Raw genomic sequence first — 17,610 nt, 5'->3', positions numbered from 1 at the left:
TGATATCCAGGGGCCTACAAAAACCAACGCAATGAGGCACAGCACATGAGCAAGTCACGTCCATTCATTGACACCCTGCGCGACATCGAAGCCGGCGGCCTGCTGGATGAGCTTAGCGAGACCCAGCACAGCCTGATCGACGCCATTCGTTTAACAGGCAAAGGGGGCGAGCTGACGATCAAGCTCGCCTACAAGCCTGATGGCAACGGCCAGATGACTATCAAAGCGGACGTAAAAGCCAAAGAACCGGCCCTTTCACGTGGCACGTCTTTGTTCTTCCTGACCCCCGAAGGCAACCTCACCCGTCGCGACCCACGCCAACAGGATCTTCCGCTTCGGACGGTGAACGATGACAAGCCTGAAGTACTGCGGCAAGTCAGCCAGTAAAAACCTCTCACCACTTGCACTACCCACTGGAGCACATCCAATGCAACAAGCCCTACAACAGCTGTTCACTCTGGCCCAAGCCCTTGGCAAGCCTGTCGACCACCCAGGCCTGGCAGCGCCGATTGCGTTGGTACCGCATGGCGTATCGCTCGAGAACCTGGAGCACCTGCTACCTGCACCAACCCGCACCAAGCAAAAGCTCACCGTTCTGGATGCGGAGTCGTTCATTGAGTACGTGAATCGATTCGCCACTTCTGCCACCGCCGTTTTCTGCAACGGCCCAGAAGGTCGAACCTTCTCAGCGGTTATCGATTACCACCAACCAGAAAGCCCTGCATGGCGCGAACACGTTGCGACCTATCGTTGTCCGACCACTGTTGAGTGGGGGCGCTGGAAGGAAAATGACCGCAAGCGCATGGACCAAGCAACCTTTGCCGAATTCATTGAAGAAAACGTGTGGGACATAACTCAGCCTGCCAACGAACAAAACGCACCAGGCGCAGCTGACATGCTGGAAATCAGTCGCACCCTCGAAGCCAAGAAGAATATCAGCTTCCGCCAGGGCACCCGTCTCGACAATGGCCAAGTGCAACTGACCTATAACGAAGAGATCGACGGCCGTGCAGGCGAAGCTGGACAGTTGCGCATACCTGAACAGTTCTTCATTGGTGTGAAACCCTTTCTTGGCGGGGATGCGTTCTGCGTTCCGGCACGCTTCCGTTATCGCATCCAAGACGGCCGCCTGATGATGTGGTTCGAGCTGGTGCGCCCGGACAAAGTGCTTGAAGAAGCCTACAACGCAGTTCGCGACAAAATCCAAACCGCCATCAACGAAGTGCCGCTTTACGAAGCCACTTTGTAAATAGCCTCCAGCATTACCCAGCCGCCGGCCTCTCACCAATGATCCCGGCGGCGATTTTAACAAGGTACACAGCACATGCACTTACAGCACACGCTCGCGAATAATCCGTGGCAACAAAGCCAGCACTCTAGGAGAGCGGCATGATGGAACTCCAAAGCGAAACACTCACTGACGAAGAGCTGGCCACTATCACCGGTTATCAAATCCCTTCAAAACATATCCAGTGGTTGACTAATAACCACTGGGAGTTTGTCCTGACTGGCGCGCGTCGGCCAATCGTAGGCAGGGTATATGCACGAATGAAATTAGCGGGCATCCAGCCTTCTGCTGTCAATCCAGCAGCCGAGACGTGGACGCTCGACTTGTCGAAGGTGAGCTGAACCATGCGCCAAAAAAGTACAGCAAACCGAGATCTTCCGCCGCGGATGATACGTCGCATCCGCAAGAGGAAGACCGGGAAGGTGTGGGTATCTTATTACTACAACGGAAGAGATGAAGCCGGCAATCGAAAGGAAATACCGCTAGGCCCAGATCTCGATCAGGCCAAAGTAGAGTGGGCGCGACTTGAACGTAAGGCACCACCTAAACCCAACCACCTGATGGCCTACGTGTTTGACCGATACGAAAAAGAAATCATCCCCGGCAAGTCAATCCGTACCCAATCCGACAATCGCAAGGAGCTCAAACAGCTCAGAAAAGCATTTGAGGGCGCCCCAATTGAGTCAATTACACCCCAGGTTGTGGCCCAATACCGCGATGCCAGAACAGCTAAGGTCAGGGCCAATCGGGAAATAGCCTTACTCTCACACGCGTTTACAATCGCGCGTGAATGGGGCGTGACTGACAAAGCCAACCCTTGCTTTGGGGTTCGGCGAAACAAGGAAAAACCGCGGGACTATTATGCCGGTGAAATCGTATGGAACGCGGTCTATTCAGAGGCCGCACAAGAACTCAAGGATGCGATGGACCTAGCATACCTAACTGGGCAGCGCCCCGCCGATGTACTCAAAATAGCAGCGACCGATTTGAACAACGGTTTTTTGCTAATCGGCCAGGGCAAAACCGAAAAGCGTCTGCGCCTTCGATTGGAGGAAGCAGGTATCCAATCGGGGCTAAGCACCTTTATCGATGACTTACTGGAGCGCAGAGCTCTCAACGGTGTTAAAACGTCGACACTCATCACAAATTCGTCCGGGCTGCGCATGAGCCAACAAATGCTGCGTAACCGGTGGGACGATGCTAGGGAAAAAGCAGCTATCAAAGCCGCAGCGGATGGTGATCCGGCACTTGCTACCAACATCCGGCAGTTTCAGTTCAAGGATATCCGCCCCAAAGCGGCCAGTGAGATAGAGTTAACGCACGCAAGTCGCTTGCTAGGACACACTACCGAGGAAATGACCAAGAAAGTGTATCGACGAGTAGGTGAAATTGTAAAACCCACCAAATAACCAACATACTGATAAAATGACAACCTCTTGAGAATGGCCGACTTAATAACAGCAGCTGGTCGAAAAACACTACTTACACAAAAATACACTTCAATTAACTTCAATTAACTTCAGACATTGCCTTTATAACTTCGCGCACACTTTTATTTTTACCAAGTGAAATTCGACCAGCAAACCTCTCAACATTATTTATCAATAGATTTTTTGGCAAGCCTTTGGCTAATTTTGAAATCTTAGGCTGTGCTGTTTTTTGAAAGTCATAACCATAATCGTTTAGAAAAGACATTAAAGCAAAATGAAACCCATTCAACACATACCACCGCTTACAACTTCGATCAATCGAGACGCCAGAAATATAACCAACTATACGCTGAAAGTCCTCCTCATTAATTCTAGCTTTAAACTCAGAAAAACTTATAAATCCATCACTCCCCTCTATCTTACTGATGATTCCACGGAAATCATCACCAAAAAAATGATCAGTATCCTTGGAGTCATCGTAATTCAATCCTTTAAAAATTCCGGCATCGCAAAAAAACTGCTGAAAAAGTCTCAAATACTTAAGGAACTCAAGATCTTTACTTGTGCTTTCCGTACTATCCAGAAATACAAGATCCAAATCAACCTTACTGCAAATTGCAAAAAACAACAAAAACCTATAACAGAACGACTGCAAGTAATATTGATCCCGCGCAACCACACCACTATTAGCCACATGCCAACCCAGATGAGCGTTTTCGGAAAAATTCCACAGACGATGATTCAGGTACTCGGCAGCATTCAACAAAGGCACTTTATGTTTTGAAATTGCCCCTCTAACCTTTTTTCGCTGATCATTTTTATATTCACTTTCCAACTTAAACCTGTGAAAGTGCCGCTCCCATAGTGGCTTTGTAAAGGCCTGAAGAACAAGAACAAACAATGTTACAGCAGCCGCAATTAACGCTGACTGAACCTCAGGATCAGAAAACTCAATCATAAAGCACCCTACAATCCATATTAATAATTTTGTAGCATGTGGGATCACACAAGCGACTTAAACAGCAAACTGAACAAACTAGCGTAAACCTGGCATGCGACACGGCTTCGCCTGAGCACTTTTAAGCTAATAATCCTTTAGGGCATAGTTACTGAGCGAATAGTTTTCGCAGACGCACCAAGGTACCCCTACGAAAACCTGACTCCGCAATTAGCCCTAAAAAATCACACCACTAAAGGCTACACTTCGATTCTACTTCTAACACTAATTGCCTGAAGCGTACGATTTTCTTGTAGTATCTTGTTATATATACTGTTATCCCCTTCGGCACGTATAGTGAGAATTAAAGTGTAGCGAATTGCAGGTAAGTCCTCACTTATAGCCCCACCTTGTTCTCTAGCATGATACTTGACATCAAAAACTGGAGACTGGAGCGTGTTACGCTTGAAACGCTGATGTTTTGACAAAGTGGTTTCCCACTTGTGCGCATCCTCTCTCAACTCATACTCACTAGGATACAACTTCCCTAGTGAAAAGAATGGTTTAGTATCAGGATTCGCACCCTCCATAGTAAACCTATCTTCGTTAGCTCGGAAGGAAATCTCAAGACCGGATCTCGTGTAGTGTAATGGGTGCTCAGGATCTACAATGGCACTTATACAGAATGTTGCACTTAGATGTACCCATGTTGAATCTATCGATGCCGGTAGAGGCACCGGAATTCGTAGGTGCTTTGAGTTTTCGAGCTCACCTTGAAAAATAATAGTCGCCTCATCATCCAAACATGTAATCACAGACTCTGGAGAAGTAGGGAATCTGCCCCACCCAACATCTTTTAAATCATGCACTCCCTGCTTAGCGGAATGCACCATCAAAGCTTTGACTGTATTTGTGGACAATTCGAAATCTGTGATAGCGTCAATTCCGGCAGCCACGCGTAATGCGTATGGCGCAGCATAACTTGTGCCCATCGTATCTATAAAAGAATGGATTCTAGGCGAGTAAACCCTGAATGGGTTGTGAGGTGCTCCGCCGAATATAACACCATCGGGCTTAACTACTCCTGGACTGCGTCCGGGCCCCATACAACTATACGGGGCTCTTGCCCACCCAAGATCGTCACCATCACTTGCTCCAACCGAGAGGCTGTTGACCATATCACTAGGTGGCTGCACACGACCATAATCACCTGGTAGGTCACCGTCATTCCCTACTGCGACAACTGCAAGGCAGTCACCGTCCTGAAGAAGCGAATCAATAACTGATGTCCACACATGAACTTCGTCATCATCAATAGCAATATTAGGTCCGAGGCTCAGATTTATATATTTATAAGTTTTGAGCTTCAGGACATCTTCAATACGAGTAAGTACATCAAATAAGTCAGGATCGCTGTCGCCTTGCGAAATAACTCGGACTATATCAACAGCGGTGTATGGAGTACCTAGCGCACAGTCCGCACCCAATGCTGGTCCAAATAAATATGCCGAACAAACCTCGCTACCGTGCGCAAGATACTCTGGATGTGAAATCTCCATCCCAGGCGGCACTATCTCGGTCACCCAATTAGATATATGATGACCGTCCCCCAAGCCTCCATCGAAAATACAAACCCTGAAATCACGACTCAAAATATCAGGATTCCAATCAGGAAGCGTTACCGGATTACTTATAGAGTTGCGGAGTGTTTCCGGCTTATTCATCCTTAACTTTGGAATGCTTCTGAGCACTCTGAGTTGAGCAAAATTTGCTAAATCCTGTTCTTTTCCTCGCGAAATGCTTACTGGCAAAAATGTTAAACCACCAACGACTTTTGCTTTTTCTAGCCTTACGGCTCCACCATTAAGAGAAGCATAGTCATCGAATGCACGAACAACACCTTCATCATCAACAGATGCATGTATTACTACTTCAAGATTTAATTTGTCGCCATTGGCGTCAATGTGTTTTATTTTTTCGGCCGCATCGAAATATTCTATACGCTCAAGAGTTCTCAACACATCTTCCGAAGCTCTTGACAAAGAGTTTGCAACAAGGTCGCTTAAAAATTTCCGGTATTGATTTTTCTTACCAGATACAAACACACAACTAGCCAACCCAGAGTCTGGATGTTTTATGACGCCCCATTTCTCTGGCTTTATGGTTACTGCTCGAGAGCCAATATCTTCCATTCCGTAGGCAGCGAACAATTTTCTTGGATAATAAGACTTTGCAAGATATGAAGGGTGCTGAATAAATTTTATAACCACTTTACCGTCTGCGCACTCTGCATCCGGCTTATTCTCAATCTTGGATATTATCTCGTCCAACTGAGAAGTAATGCGCTTAATCGCTTCAGATATTGAATATGGGTGTTTTTTGCCACCACCACCACCGCTAATATCTACCTGCGTTGTAAGTGTCTCGCCATATCCGACTATAAAATTATTCATTACGCTTCCTTACATTCTTCGTATTGGTCCATGATTTTTTTAACAGTTGGCCTACTTATTTCCAGCGCAACAGATATCGCCCTCTGAGACATCCCCTCGGCGGCAAGCCTGATAACATCCTTCTTTTTTAATTCGAACTTTTTACCTGGCGTTGTCTCGGCAACCCCCGTGATACAGGTAATAAATTTAGATTCACTTAATATGCTTTTCTTTTTGGCTTTCTTCAGGCTTCTATCAATATCACTGTATGAGACCTCACCAAAAAAATGGGCCAAGTCATTCGCGTGCTTGATTAGTTCCGGCCAATAAGTTTTTATATACGCTGCTCGCATTTTTTCGCTTGGCAGATCAAAGGATACTTCCAAGTCAAACCGACGCCAAATGGCAGGATCTAAGAGTTCACCATGATTTGTTGCCGCTATTAATACGGACGACTCAGGCCATTCATCAATAGCCTGCAGCAATACGGTGACTAACCGTTTGAGCTCCCCTAACTCCCGATCGTCATCTCGACGCTTGGCGACTGCATCGAACTCGTCAAGAAGCAATACACAGGGAAAAGACGACGCATGATCAATAACCGCCTTGATATTATTACCAGTTTTCCCCAAAAAACTGCTCATGACTGTTGCTAGATCGAGCGTTAGGAATGGGAGGCCTAGCCTAGAAGCAAGCCACCGTGCAGTCATCGTTTTCCCGACTCCTGGCGGCCCTTGAAATAACAGGGATTTAGCCGGGGATAAACCTTCGGCCATTAGCTTCGATGCTGACTTCCGCTCAAGAACAACTTGATCCAGTAGCGCCAGTATATCTTCGGAGTAAATGGGGGCGTCATCCATAACTACCGGACTTTCGACCTTAACCAAGTTAAGCCGACTATCAGAGTCCACAGGGATAGGCTTCGGGGGCTGAGCAGATCTGAGACCGTTTGCCGTCAGACGAGCGAGTATTTTTTCAGAAAGCACAGGATCATAGTGGCTTGCTTGGACCGCCACTTTATGAAGATGCATACGAAGAGTCCGCGGGTCTGCGCTTAGGGCTAGATCTATAAGGCTTAAAATTGCTTTGCTGTCCATGTTTACTCCGGAAGCACACGGCTCTAATCCATAGACGAGACGATGTGTAAATTACCAATAACCGAGCAAACATTACCATAAATGGTAAAAAACAGCATTTTATTTGGATTTTTATTACCATCCGATGGCTACACCATCACCTCAATGCCAAATTCATAATGCACCTGCAATTACTAGCTAGCATCCAACCCGCCAGCCGAGCTGGCCTGAGAGTACAGGGATGACTCTGATGACTACTATCCGCAGCAACAGATCACCCACAACCCCAATACGGCAGCCAGCAGCCAGCAGCACCGACATCAGTACAATGGAGAATCATATTGGCCTACCCAGATGAATAGCTAGTGCGCTATCAACCCAACTCAAAGTGCTTTCTCGAGAAGCCAAGAGCCCTTATCTCAATCGAAGGAAAATCCTCTGACCAAGCACAGGCAGGCGCTCCAAAACCAAAGAGGTTGCGGAACTGATCCCAAAAGTTGCGGAACTGATTATCAAATCGCAGGCATAAAAAAACCCCGTAGACCTTGATCTACGGGGCTTTCGAATGTGGAGGCCGAAGCCGGAATCGAACCGGCGTGGGCGGATTTGCAATCCGCTGCATAACCATTTTGCTATTCGGCCAATTGTGCTTGAGATTTCGTTGGAAATATCAAAAACAAGAGTTTGTTACTGCGATCTAATCGCTACAAGCATTTGATTCTTCAGCACTTCAGGTTGTTGCCCCGTGCTGATGGCGCGCATTATGTACTAGAAGCTGGAAGCTGGCAACCCCCTGAATTCTAATAATTTTTAGTTATTTTCATACCACCCGTTTTCAGATCACGACGTTGCGCACAAAGCGCAGTATCCCGTCACCGTCATTACGGTAGGCATGGGGGCGGTTGCTGGCGTACATGTGGAACTCTCCCGCGGCTATATGCAGCGTCTGTTCGTCCATCTCCAGGGTCAGGCAACCCTCAAACACATACAGCTGCTCGCTCCATCCTTCAGCATCAGCCTGGGAGTGGTACTCCTCCCCCGGCTCCAGAGTCCATTCCCACAGTTCAACTTCGCGGCTGGCCGTGGCCTTGGACAGCAGTACTGCTTTGCTCCCCGCATGGGTGCCTGTCCAGGCCACTTCGTTGATGCGGCTCGGGTCCGGCGAGCCCGGGGCCTGGATCAGGTCGCTAAAGGCAACGTTCAACGCCTCTGCCACGCGGTCCAGGGTGCTCAGGCTGACGTTCTTTTCGCCCGCCTCTATTGCCACCAGCATCCGGCGGCTCACACCGGACAGTTCTGCCAGCGCGCTCTGGCTCAGATGCGCGAGCAGCCTGAGGCGGCGCACGTTTTGGCTTACATGCTGTAAAACCGATGCGCGTTGTGAATTTTCTTTGGGCACTATATTGCTCACCTTGTGGGGCTGCGCAGTATACTGCCCAGCTTTGGCGCATTGTGCGTCTCCATTCCCGTAACACGCAAGGTTGCAACGCCATTGAAAATTCCCGGATTGCTGTCATTGACTTCCCGTTTCAGTAAAGCGGAGTGTGTGCTGATCCTGATCACCATGGTCTGGGGCATCACCTTTCTATTGGTGCAGCATGCCTTGACGGCAAGTGGGCCGATGTTTTTTGTAGGGCTGCGCTTTGCTGCGGCCGCCATAATCGTCGCCGCGTTTTCAATTCGCAGCCTGGCCGGTATCACCCTGTTCGAACTCAAGGCCGGCATGTTTATCGGTGTTTCGATCATGCTCGGCTATGGCTTGCAGACCATTGGCCTGCAAACTATCCCAAGCAGCCAGTCAGCCTTTATTACCGCGCTCTACGTGCCTTTCGTTCCGCTGCTGCAATGGCTGGTGCTGGGGCGCAGGCCCGGGTTGATGCCGAGCCTGGGGATCATGCTGGCCTTTACTGGCCTTATGCTGCTGTCCGGCCCCGGCGGCGCATCTCTGGATTTCAGCCCGGGGGAGATCGCCACGCTGATCAGTGCCATTGCCATAGCTGCCGAGATCATTCTGATCAGTGCCTATGCAGGCAAAGTCGACGTGCGACGGGTCACGGTGGTGCAACTCAGTACGGCGTCAATTCTGGCCTTTTTCATGATTATTCCTACACAAGAGGCCATTCCTGACTTTTCGTGGCTATTGTTAGCCAGTGCTGTAGGCCTTGGTGCCGCCAGTGCGGTGATTCAGGTGGCGATGAATTGGGCACAGAAAAGCGTTTCACCCACCCGCGCCACTCTTATTTATGCCGGTGAGCCTGTGTGGGCAGGCATTGCCGGGCGCCTGGCGGGTGAGCGCTTGCCAGCCATTGCCTTGCTTGGCGCGGTATTGATTGTTGCAGCGGTGATCGTCAGTGAGTTAAAAACAAAGGGTAAAAAGCCCGAGGCGCTTGAAGACAAGCAAGGCGATCAAGCCTGCGATTAAAGCGACAAGCCTGAGATGCGGTAAGAATTTTCACTCAGAAGCGTTTATACAGGGATAGAACTGTAGGAAACCTGACAGGTTACTGACAGTCTTTGTAGGATTCAGCCACAGGTTTGCTGTTGGTGATCTGCAGCTCGCCCCGTATGATCGCTTACAAACTCCTGCAGATTAGAAGCCTATGTCCCTGATAGTTCTACTGCTTCTGCCCTTTGTCGGCAGCTGTCTGGCGGCTGTTTTGCCGCATAACGCACGTAACAGTGAATCACTGTTGGCCGGTCTGATTGCATTGATCGGCACTGTACAAGTAGCCCTGCTCTACCCACAGATCGCCCACGGTGGCGTTATTCGTGAAGAGTTCATGTGGCTGCCCAGTCTCGGCCTGAATTTTGTCCTGCGTCTGGACGGGTTCGCCTGGTTGTTCTCGATGCTGGTGCTGGGCATCGGCACGCTGGTGTCGCTGTACGCCCGTTATTACATGTCACCCGAGGACCCGGTGCCGCGCTTTTTTGCGTTTTTCCTGGCGTTTATGGGGGCCATGCTGGGCCTGGTGTTGTCAGGCAATTTGATCCAGATCGTATTTTTCTGGGAGCTGACCAGCCTCTTCTCATTCTTGCTGATTGGTTATTGGCACCACCGCTCGGATGCCCGCCGCGGCGCTTATATGGCGCTGATGGTCACGGGTGCCGGGGGGCTGTGCCTGCTGGCGGGGGTCATGCTGCTCGGCCATGTTGTCGGCAGCTATGATCTGGATGCAGTGCTGGCTGCCGGCGACAAGATCCGCGCCCACAGCCTGTATCCGATCCTGCTGCCGCTGATCCTGATCGGCGCCCTGAGCAAAAGCGCGCAGTTCCCGTTTCATTTCTGGTTACCCCACGCCATGGCGGCGCCAACCCCCGTCTCGGCTTATCTGCACTCGGCAACGATGGTCAAGGCCGGGGTGTTTCTGCTCGCCCGCCTGTGGCCTTCGCTGTCGGGCAGCGAGGAGTGGTTCTGGATTGTCAGCGGCGCCGGTGCCTGCACCCTGGTGCTGGGCGCGTATTGCGCAATGTTTCAAAATGACCTTAAAGGCTTGCTGGCCTACTCGACCATCAGCCATCTGGGCCTGATTACCCTGCTGCTGGGCCTCAACAGCCCGCTGGCCGCTGTGGCTGCAGTGTTCCACATTCTTAACCACGCCACCTTCAAGGCTTCGCTGTTTATGGCGGCCGGGATCATCGACCACGAGACCGGCACGCGGGATATCCGCAAGCTCAGCGGCCTGTTCAAGCTCATGCCATACACCGCGACGCTGGCAATGGTCGCCAGTGCCTCGATGGCCGGGGTGCCGCTGCTCAACGGGTTCCTGTCCAAAGAGATGTTCTTTGCCGAAACCGTGTTTATCAATTCAACCGCCTGGGTGGAAATCGCCCTGCCGGTGATTGCGACCATCGCCGGTACCTTCAGTGTGGCTTATGCCCTGCGCTTTACGGTGGATGTGTTCTTCGGCCCGCCCGCGACCAACTTGCCGCATACCCCTCACGAGCCACCACGCTGGATGCGTGCACCAGTCGAACTGCTGGTACTGACGTGCCTGACAGTGGGGATTTTCCCGGCGCAAACCGTCGGCCCGCTGCTTGCCGCAGCGGCGCAGCCAGTGGTGGGCGGCGAGCTGCCCGAGTACAGCCTGGCCATCTGGCACGGCCTGAATGCGCCAATGATCATGAGTTTGATCGCCATGTCCGGCGGTATCCTGCTGTATGTGCTGTTGCGCAAGCAGCTCAAGCTTGATCGTTTCCCGCTGCCGCCGCTGATCCAGTATTTCAATGGCAAACGCTTCTTCGAACGCAGCCTGGTGGTGATCATGCGCGGCGCGCGGCGCCTGGAACGCCGCATCAGTACCCAGCGCCTGCAAACCCAGCTGTTTTTGTTGATCCTGGTCGCCGTGATCGCCGGGCTGATCCCGATGCTGTACAGCGGGCTGGGCTGGGGCGACCGGCCGAAAATCCCGGGCTCGATCGTGTTTATCACCCTGTGGCTGATCGCGATTGCCTGCGCCCTGGGCGCCGCCTGGCAAGCCAAGTATCACCGTCTGGCAGCCCTGACCATGGTCAGCGTGTGCGGCCTGATGACCTGCGTGACCTTTGTGTGGTTCTCGGCGCCGGACCTGGCCCTGACCCAACTGGTGGTTGAGGTGGTGACCACGGTGCTGATCTTGCTGGGCCTGCGCTGGCTGCCACGGCGTATCGAGGAAGTCTCGCCACTGCCGGGCACCTTGCGCAAGGCCCAGGTCCGTCGTTTGCGCGACTTGTTGCTGTCCACGGCAGTGGGTGGCGGCATGGCGTTGCTGTCCTACGCGATGCTGACCCGCCAGACCCCCAACGACATTTCCTCGTTCTACCTCAGCCGGGCCTTGCCTGAAGGCGGCGGCAGCAATGTGGTGAATGTGATGCTGGTGGACTTCCGTGGCTTCGACACCCTGGGGGAAATCACCGTACTGGCCGCCGTGGCCCTGACTGTATTTGCCCTGCTGCGCCGCTTCCGCCCTTCGAAAGAGAGCATGCAGTTGCCTGCCCAGCAGCGCCTGCTGGCCAAGGACGTGATGACCGATCTGGTCAACCCGCGCAGCGCCAGCGACACTGCACTGGGCTTTATGATGGTGCCGGCGGTGCTGGTGCGCCTGTTGCTGCCGATCGCCTTCGTGGTGTCCATGTACCTGTTCATGCGCGGGCACAACCAGCCCGGCGGCGGTTTCGTCGCGGGTCTGGTGATGAGTGTGGCGTTTATCCTGCAGTACATGGTGGCCGGCACACAGTGGGTCGAAGCGCAGATGAGCCTGCGACCGCTGCGCTGGATGGGTACCGGGCTGCTGTGCGCAACCCTGACCGGGCTGGGTTCGATCCCCCTGGGTTATCCATTCCTGACCACCCATACCGTGCACTTCAGCCTGCCGCTGCTGGGCGATATCCATGTGGCCAGCGCCCTGTTCTTCGATATTGGCGTGTATGCGGTGGTGGTCGGGGCAACCCTGCTGATCCTGACGGCGCTGGCGCACCAGTCAGTGCGCGCCCATCGCCCGAGCAATCAGCTTGCCCCTCTGCCCGCCCTGCAACCCGCGCCTGCCAACAAAGAAGGAGCCGCCTGATGGAAGAAGTCATTGCCATCGCTATCGGAGTTTTGGCCGCATCGGGCACCTGGCTGGTTCTGCGTCCGCGAACCTTTCAGGTGGTCATGGGCCTGTGCCTGCTGTCTTACGGGGTTAACCTGTTCATCTTCAGCATGGGCAGCTTGTTTATCGGCAAGGAGCCGGTGATCAAGGACGGTGTGCCCCAGGACTTGCTCAACTACACCGACCCGCTGCCCCAGGCGCTGGTTCTCACTGCAATCGTCATCAGTTTCGCCATGACCGCACTGTTTCTGGTGGTCTTGCTGGCCTCTCGGGGCCTGACCGGTACCGACCACGTTGATGGCCGGGAGCCGAAAGAATGAATTTGATGCCGCACCTGATTGTCGCGCCCATTCTGCTGCCGCTGCTGACCGCAGCCTGCATGTTGTTGCTGGGGGAGAAGCACCGTCCGCTGAAAGCGCGGATCAACCTGATCTCGACCCTGCTCGGCCTGGGTATCTCGGTGATGCTGTTGCTGTGGACGCGTGAGCAAGCGATCCCGGCTTCGATTGGCGTATACCTGCCGAGCAACTGGCAAGTGCCATTCGGGATTGCCCTGGTGGTCGACCACTTGAGCGCCTTGATGCTGGTACTGACCGGCATTATCGCCAGTTGCGCCCTGCTCTTCGCCATGGCCCGCTGGGACCGTGCCGGGGCCAGCTTCCATGCCTTGTTCCAGATCCAGCTGATGGGCCTGTACGGGGCCTTTCTGACCGCCGACCTGTTCAACCTGTTCGTGTTTTTCGAAGTGCTGCTGGCCGCTTCCTATGGCTTGATGCTCCACGGCTCGGGCAAGGCGCGGGTGTCGGCGGGGCTGCATTACATCTCGATCAACCTGCTGGCCTCGTCGCTGTTCCTGATCGGTGCAGCGCTGATTTATGGCGTGACCGGCACCCTGAACATGGCTGACCTGGCACTGAAAATCCCGTTGGTGCCCGAGGCCGATCGCGGCTTGCTGCACGCCGGCGCGGCCATTCTGGCAGTGGCCTTCCTGGCCAAGGCCGGCATGTGGCCGCTGAACTTCTGGCTGGTACCGGCCTACTCATCGGCCAGCGCGCCGGTCGCTGCGCTGTTTGCAATCATGACCAAGGTCGGCATCTACACCGTGCTGCGCCTGTGGACCCTGCTGTTTTCCGGGCAAGCCGGGGCTTCAGCGTACTTTGCCGGTGACTGGCTGATCTACGGTGGCATGGCCACCATTGTTTGCGCCGCCATCGCCATCCTCGCCGCCCAGCGGCTGGAGCGCATGGCCAGCCTGAGCATTCTGGTGTCTGCCGGCATCCTGTTGTCGGCTGTCGGTTTCGCCCAGCCCAACCTGACCTCCGCGGCGCTGTTCTATCTGGTCAGTTCCACCCTGGCATTGAGTGCGCTGTTCCTGCTGGCCGAGCTGATCGAACGCTCGCGCTCTTCCGCCGACCTGGTGCTTGAAGACGATGTCGAGCCGCAGCCCAGCCTGAGCGAGTCGATACCCCCACCGCGGGGCAGCAACCTGGACGACGACCAAAAAGTCGTCGTCGGCCTGATCATTCCCTGGACTATGGCCTTTCTGGGCCTGAGCTTTATCGCCTGCGCGCTGTTGATTATCGGCATGCCGCCGCTGTCCGGGTTTATCGGCAAGCTCGGGTTGCTCAACGCCCTGCTCAACCCGCTGGGCCTGGGCAATGCGACGGATGCGCCGATTTCAACGGCAGCCTGGAGCCTGCTGGCGTTGTTGATTCTCTCGGGCCTGGCCTCGTTGATTGCTTTTTCGCGCATGGGCATTCAGCGCTTCTGGACCCCCCTTGAGCGTCCGTCGCCGATCCTGCGCCGCATCGAGTGCCTGCCCATCGTGCTGCTGCTCGGGCTGTGCGTGGTGCTGACCTTCAAGGCCGAGCCGGTATTGCGTTATACCCAGGCCGCCGCCGACACCCTGAACAACCCCGAGCGTTATGTGATGGCCGTGATCGCCACGCGCCCGGTGCCGAGCCCGCAAGCCAGGGCGGCGCAGCAGGAGGTGCAGCCATGAAGCGCCTCTTCCCTGCTCCCTGGCTGTCGCTGGCACTGTGGGCGCTGTGGCTGCTGCTCAACCTGTCACTGAGTGCCGGCAACCTGTTACTGGGCGCGGCACTGGCCATCCTGGCCCCGGTCATGTTCGCGCCACTGCGCCCGCTGCCGGTACGCATTCGCCGCCCCGGGGTGATTCTCAAGCTGTTCTTTCTGGTGGGCCGTGATGTGGTGGCCTCCAACATCGCCGTGGCCTGGGGTGTACTGCGCGCGGGCAAAAATCCGCCACGTTCGCGGTTTATCAAGATCCCCCTGGACTTGCGTGATGCCAACGGCCTTGCTGCCCTGTCGATGATTACCACCGTGGTGCCCGGCACCATCTGGTCGGAACTGGCCCTGGACCGTAGTGTGTTGTTGCTGCACGTGTTCGACCTGGACGACGAGGCAGCGTTTATCGAACACTTTAAAACCGCTTATGAGCGCCCACTGATGGAGATCTTTGAATGAGTGCCCTGCTCAGCAATGCCATCCTGCTCAGCCTGTTCATCTTCAGCCTGGCGATGGTCCTGACCGTGATCCGCCTGTTCAAGGGCCCGTCGGCCCAGGACCGGGTACTGGCGCTGGACTACCTGTATATCCTGGCCATGCTGATGATGCTGGTGCTGGGTATCCGCTATGCCAGTGACACCTATTTTGAAGGCGCGCTGCTGATTGCCCTGTTCGGCTTTGTCGGTTCGTTTGCGCTGGCCAAATTCCTGCTGCGTGGCGAGGTGATCGAATGAGTCTCTGGATTGAAATACCGGTGGCCGTGCTGCTGGTGCTTAGCAGCCTGTTTGCCCTGTGCGGAGCGATCGGGTTGTTGCGCCTCAAGGATTTTTTTCAGCGCATGCACCCGCCTGCACTGGCCTCGACCATTGGTGCGTGGGGCGTGGCGCTGGCGTCGATCCTGTACTTCTCGGCGCTCAAGTCGACGCCGGTGCTGCACGCCTGGCTGATGCCGATCCTGCTGTCGATCACCGTGCCGGTGACCACCTTGCTGCTGGCCCGCACATCGCTGTTCCGCAAGCGCATGGCGGGTGAGGATGTACCGGCAGAAGTCAGCAGCGGAGGGCGCAGCGAGAACGCTAACTGAACCTGTGGGAGCGGGCTTGCTCGCGATAGGAACGACGCGGTGTGTCTGTCAGACCGCAGCGCCCCCCATCGCGGGCAAGCCCGCTCCCACCCACTGGGCTACATCCAGCCCAACCAGCTCCAGTACGTGGCGCCAAACAGCAGCATCAGCAAGTACCCCACCGCCGTCACAATCAACCCGACCTTGGCGAACTGTTTGGCTGTAAAGGTCTGCGTGCCCAGGCACACCATGTTCTGCGGGGCGTTGATCGGCAGGATAAAACCGTAGCTGACCACAAAGCCCAGCAACATGGTCATGCCCAGGCGGTTGAATTCACCCGGCAAGGTTTGCAGCACCGCGATCAGGATCGGCAACAGCGCCGAGGTCAACGCCGTGGCACTGGCAAAGCCCAGATGAATCAAAATCAAAAACGCCCCCAGAATCGCAAAGATCCCCAGCGGCCCGACCTGATCCAGCCCGGTATTGGCCACCACCTGCCCGCCCAGCCACTGCCCGGCCTGGGTAGTCAGCAAGGCCGTGCCCAGGCTGATACCAACCCCGAACACAATCACCGTGCCCCACGGAATACGCGACTGCACATCTTTCCAGGTCATCACGCCAAATCGCGGCAGCAGTAAAAACACCAGCCCGGCGTAAGTGGTCGAGGTGGTGTCAAAGCTGTGCAGCTTGCCCTCGGTGGCCCAGGCCAGCAGCAAGGCGATCGATACACCCATCAGGCGCTTCTGCGGGCCGGTCATGGGGCCCAGTTCGGCCAGTGATTTTTCCACCGCCTCTTTGCCGCCGGGGATGCTGTCGCTTTCCGGCGGGAGCATTTTGAGCACCACGAACAGCAGCACCGCCGACATGATGATCGCCCACGGCGCACCGGCGATCAGCCAGTCGAGCCAATTCACCCGGGCACCGAGCATCTTGTCCATAAAGCCCACGGTCAGCAGGTTTTGCGCAGCCGCGGTTTGAATGCCGACGTTCCAGATGCTGGTGCCCTGGGCGACCACAATCATGATCCCGGCCGCGATGTTTGAGCGCTTGTCCACGCCAAAGGCCAGGATCACCCCCATCATGATCGGCACCACGCAGGCACTGCGCGCTGTGGCGCTGGGCACCACCAGGCTGAGCAGGATGGTCACCGCAATTGCCCCCAGCAGGATGCGCCGGGTGCTGGTACCGATACGCGACAAAGTGACCAGAGCAATGCGCCGGTCAAGGCCGGTGTGGGTCATGGCCGCGGCAATAAACAAGGCCCCCGCCACCAGCGCCAGGGCGGCATTGGAAAACCCGGTCAGGGCCATAGTAATACCGGCGGAGGTGCCGTAGAGCTTTGACGGATCATCCAGGGTGGGCGCCATGCCGATCAGGAACGCCATCAGCGAGGTGATCATGATGGCACTGGCTTCGTATGACACCGCTTCGGTGATCCACACCACCACGGCAAACGCCAGGATCGCCAGCATGCGGTGCCCGGCCACGGGCAGGTCGGCGGGCAATGGCAGCAGCAGAATGCCGATCATTACCAGCACAGCAATCACCAGACCTATGGGGAGTTTTACTTTTGCCGCAGCAGGCGTGGGGCTGGTTGCAGGGGCACTCATGGCCATCTCCTTGAACTTGAAAACCCGTGGAGCATAGGTCAAGGCTGACTGAGGGATGTTGATACTCGTCAGGTGCGCTGCAAACCTTGTGGGAGCGGGCTTGCTCGCGATTGCATCAACCCGGTGTAACTGAACCACCGCAGCGCCTGCATCGCGGGCAAGCCCGCTCCCACAATAGG

At 54.8% G+C, this 17,610-nt stretch carries 16 protein-coding genes and 1 tRNA gene; 11 read left to right on the top strand and 6 right to left on the bottom strand.

Going from position 1 to position 17,610, the window contains the following annotated elements; translation table 11 throughout:
* Nucleotides 1-45: 45 nt before the first annotated feature.
* The 4 genes from AB3G35_RS12410 to AB3G35_RS12395 all read left to right on the top strand — a co-directional run bounded on the left by AB3G35_RS12410 (nt 46) and on the right by AB3G35_RS12395 (nt 2,697).
* The gene (locus tag AB3G35_RS12410) at nt 46-387 is read left to right on the top strand and encodes a hypothetical protein (protein WP_046808752.1); all 342 of its coding nucleotides are present in this window, start codon (nt 46-48) and stop codon (nt 385-387) included.
* Between the two features lie 40 nt (nt 388-427).
* Nucleotides 428-1,249 (top strand): YfdQ family protein, encoded by an 822-nt coding sequence (locus tag AB3G35_RS12405; protein WP_122782542.1) that lies wholly within the window; start codon nt 428-430, stop codon nt 1,247-1,249.
* Nucleotides 1,250-1,392: 143 nt separating this feature from the next.
* Nucleotides 1,393-1,629 (top strand): DUF4224 domain-containing protein, encoded by a 237-nt coding sequence (locus AB3G35_RS12400; RefSeq protein WP_369782741.1) that lies wholly within the window; start codon nt 1,393-1,395, stop codon nt 1,627-1,629.
* Nucleotides 1,630-1,632: 3 nt separating this feature from the next.
* Nucleotides 1,633-2,697: a tyrosine-type recombinase/integrase gene (locus AB3G35_RS12395; RefSeq protein WP_369781512.1), complete on the top strand. Its 1,065-nt coding sequence runs from the start codon at nt 1,633-1,635 to the stop codon at nt 2,695-2,697.
* Between the two features lie 100 nt (nt 2,698-2,797).
* Here the strand turns inward: AB3G35_RS12395 and AB3G35_RS12390 are convergent, their stop codons facing one another.
* The 5 genes from AB3G35_RS12390 to AB3G35_RS12370 form a co-directional block, all read right to left on the bottom strand.
* Nucleotides 2,798-3,676: a hypothetical protein gene (locus AB3G35_RS12390; protein ID WP_369781511.1), complete on the bottom strand. Its 879-nt coding sequence runs from the start codon at nt 3,674-3,676 to the stop codon at nt 2,798-2,800.
* 239 nt (nt 3,677-3,915) lie between these two features.
* On the bottom strand, nt 3,916-6,108 hold the full coding sequence (locus AB3G35_RS12385) for a S8 family peptidase (protein ID WP_369781510.1): 2,193 nt from the start codon (nt 6,106-6,108) through the stop codon (nt 3,916-3,918).
* Nucleotides 6,108-7,184, bottom strand: a complete 1,077-nt coding sequence (locus tag AB3G35_RS12380) for an AAA family ATPase (RefSeq protein WP_369781509.1) — start codon at nt 7,182-7,184, stop codon at nt 6,108-6,110. The genes AB3G35_RS12385 and AB3G35_RS12380 overlap by 1 nt, the downstream gene beginning before the upstream one ends.
* 547 nt (nt 7,185-7,731) lie before the next feature.
* Nucleotides 7,732-7,805: transfer RNA gene (locus AB3G35_RS12375), tRNA-Cys, on the bottom strand.
* Between the two features lie 193 nt (nt 7,806-7,998).
* Nucleotides 7,999-8,562, bottom strand: a complete 564-nt coding sequence (locus tag AB3G35_RS12370) for a helix-turn-helix domain-containing protein (RefSeq protein ID WP_369781508.1) — start codon at nt 8,560-8,562, stop codon at nt 7,999-8,001.
* A gap of 63 nt (nt 8,563-8,625) precedes the next feature.
* Here AB3G35_RS12370 and AB3G35_RS12365 point away from each other — a divergent pair, with 63 nt between their 5' ends.
* The 7 genes from AB3G35_RS12365 to AB3G35_RS12335 all read left to right on the top strand — a co-directional run bounded on the left by AB3G35_RS12365 (nt 8,626) and on the right by AB3G35_RS12335 (nt 15,842).
* Nucleotides 8,626-9,585 carry a DMT family transporter gene (locus AB3G35_RS12365; RefSeq protein ID WP_369782739.1) on the top strand — a complete coding sequence of 320 codons (960 nt, stop codon included), beginning with the start codon at nt 8,626-8,628 and terminating at the stop codon, nt 9,583-9,585.
* A 178-nt stretch (nt 9,586-9,763) separates the two neighbouring features.
* Entirely contained in the window at nt 9,764-12,706 is a 2,943-nt protein-coding gene (locus AB3G35_RS12360; protein WP_016780541.1) for a monovalent cation/H+ antiporter subunit A, read from the top strand.
* On the top strand, nt 12,706-13,050 hold the full coding sequence (locus tag AB3G35_RS12355) for a Na+/H+ antiporter subunit C (RefSeq protein WP_003446102.1): 345 nt from the start codon (nt 12,706-12,708) through the stop codon (nt 13,048-13,050). Before AB3G35_RS12360 ends, AB3G35_RS12355 begins: the two co-directional genes overlap by 1 nt.
* Nucleotides 13,047-14,732: a monovalent cation/H+ antiporter subunit D gene (locus AB3G35_RS12350; RefSeq protein WP_095005547.1), complete on the top strand. Its 1,686-nt coding sequence runs from the start codon at nt 13,047-13,049 to the stop codon at nt 14,730-14,732. The genes AB3G35_RS12355 and AB3G35_RS12350 overlap by 4 nt, the downstream gene beginning before the upstream one ends.
* Nucleotides 14,729-15,217, top strand: coding sequence for a Na+/H+ antiporter subunit E (locus AB3G35_RS12345; RefSeq protein ID WP_016780539.1), 489 nt, complete (start codon nt 14,729-14,731; stop codon nt 15,215-15,217). Before AB3G35_RS12350 ends, AB3G35_RS12345 begins: the two co-directional genes overlap by 4 nt.
* Nucleotides 15,214-15,492, top strand: coding sequence for a K+/H+ antiporter subunit F (locus AB3G35_RS12340; RefSeq protein WP_016780538.1), 279 nt, complete (start codon nt 15,214-15,216; stop codon nt 15,490-15,492). Before AB3G35_RS12345 ends, AB3G35_RS12340 begins: the two co-directional genes overlap by 4 nt.
* Nucleotides 15,489-15,842, top strand: a complete 354-nt coding sequence (locus AB3G35_RS12335; protein ID WP_016780537.1) for a Na+/H+ antiporter subunit G — start codon at nt 15,489-15,491, stop codon at nt 15,840-15,842. The genes AB3G35_RS12340 and AB3G35_RS12335 overlap by 4 nt, the downstream gene beginning before the upstream one ends.
* Nucleotides 15,843-15,940: 98 nt before the next feature.
* Here the strand turns inward: AB3G35_RS12335 and AB3G35_RS12330 are convergent, their stop codons facing one another.
* Nucleotides 15,941-17,431: a DASS family sodium-coupled anion symporter gene (locus tag AB3G35_RS12330; protein ID WP_169844481.1), complete on the bottom strand. Its 1,491-nt coding sequence runs from the start codon at nt 17,429-17,431 to the stop codon at nt 15,941-15,943.
* Between the last annotated feature and the right edge of the window lie 179 nt (nt 17,432-17,610).

Origin of the sequence: Pseudomonas sp. WC2401, from assembly GCF_041200115.1 — a bacterium.
GTDB lineage: Bacteria > Pseudomonadota > Gammaproteobacteria > Pseudomonadales > Pseudomonadaceae > Aquipseudomonas > Aquipseudomonas fragi.
This window is presented reverse-complemented; position numbering and strand designations above follow the sequence as displayed.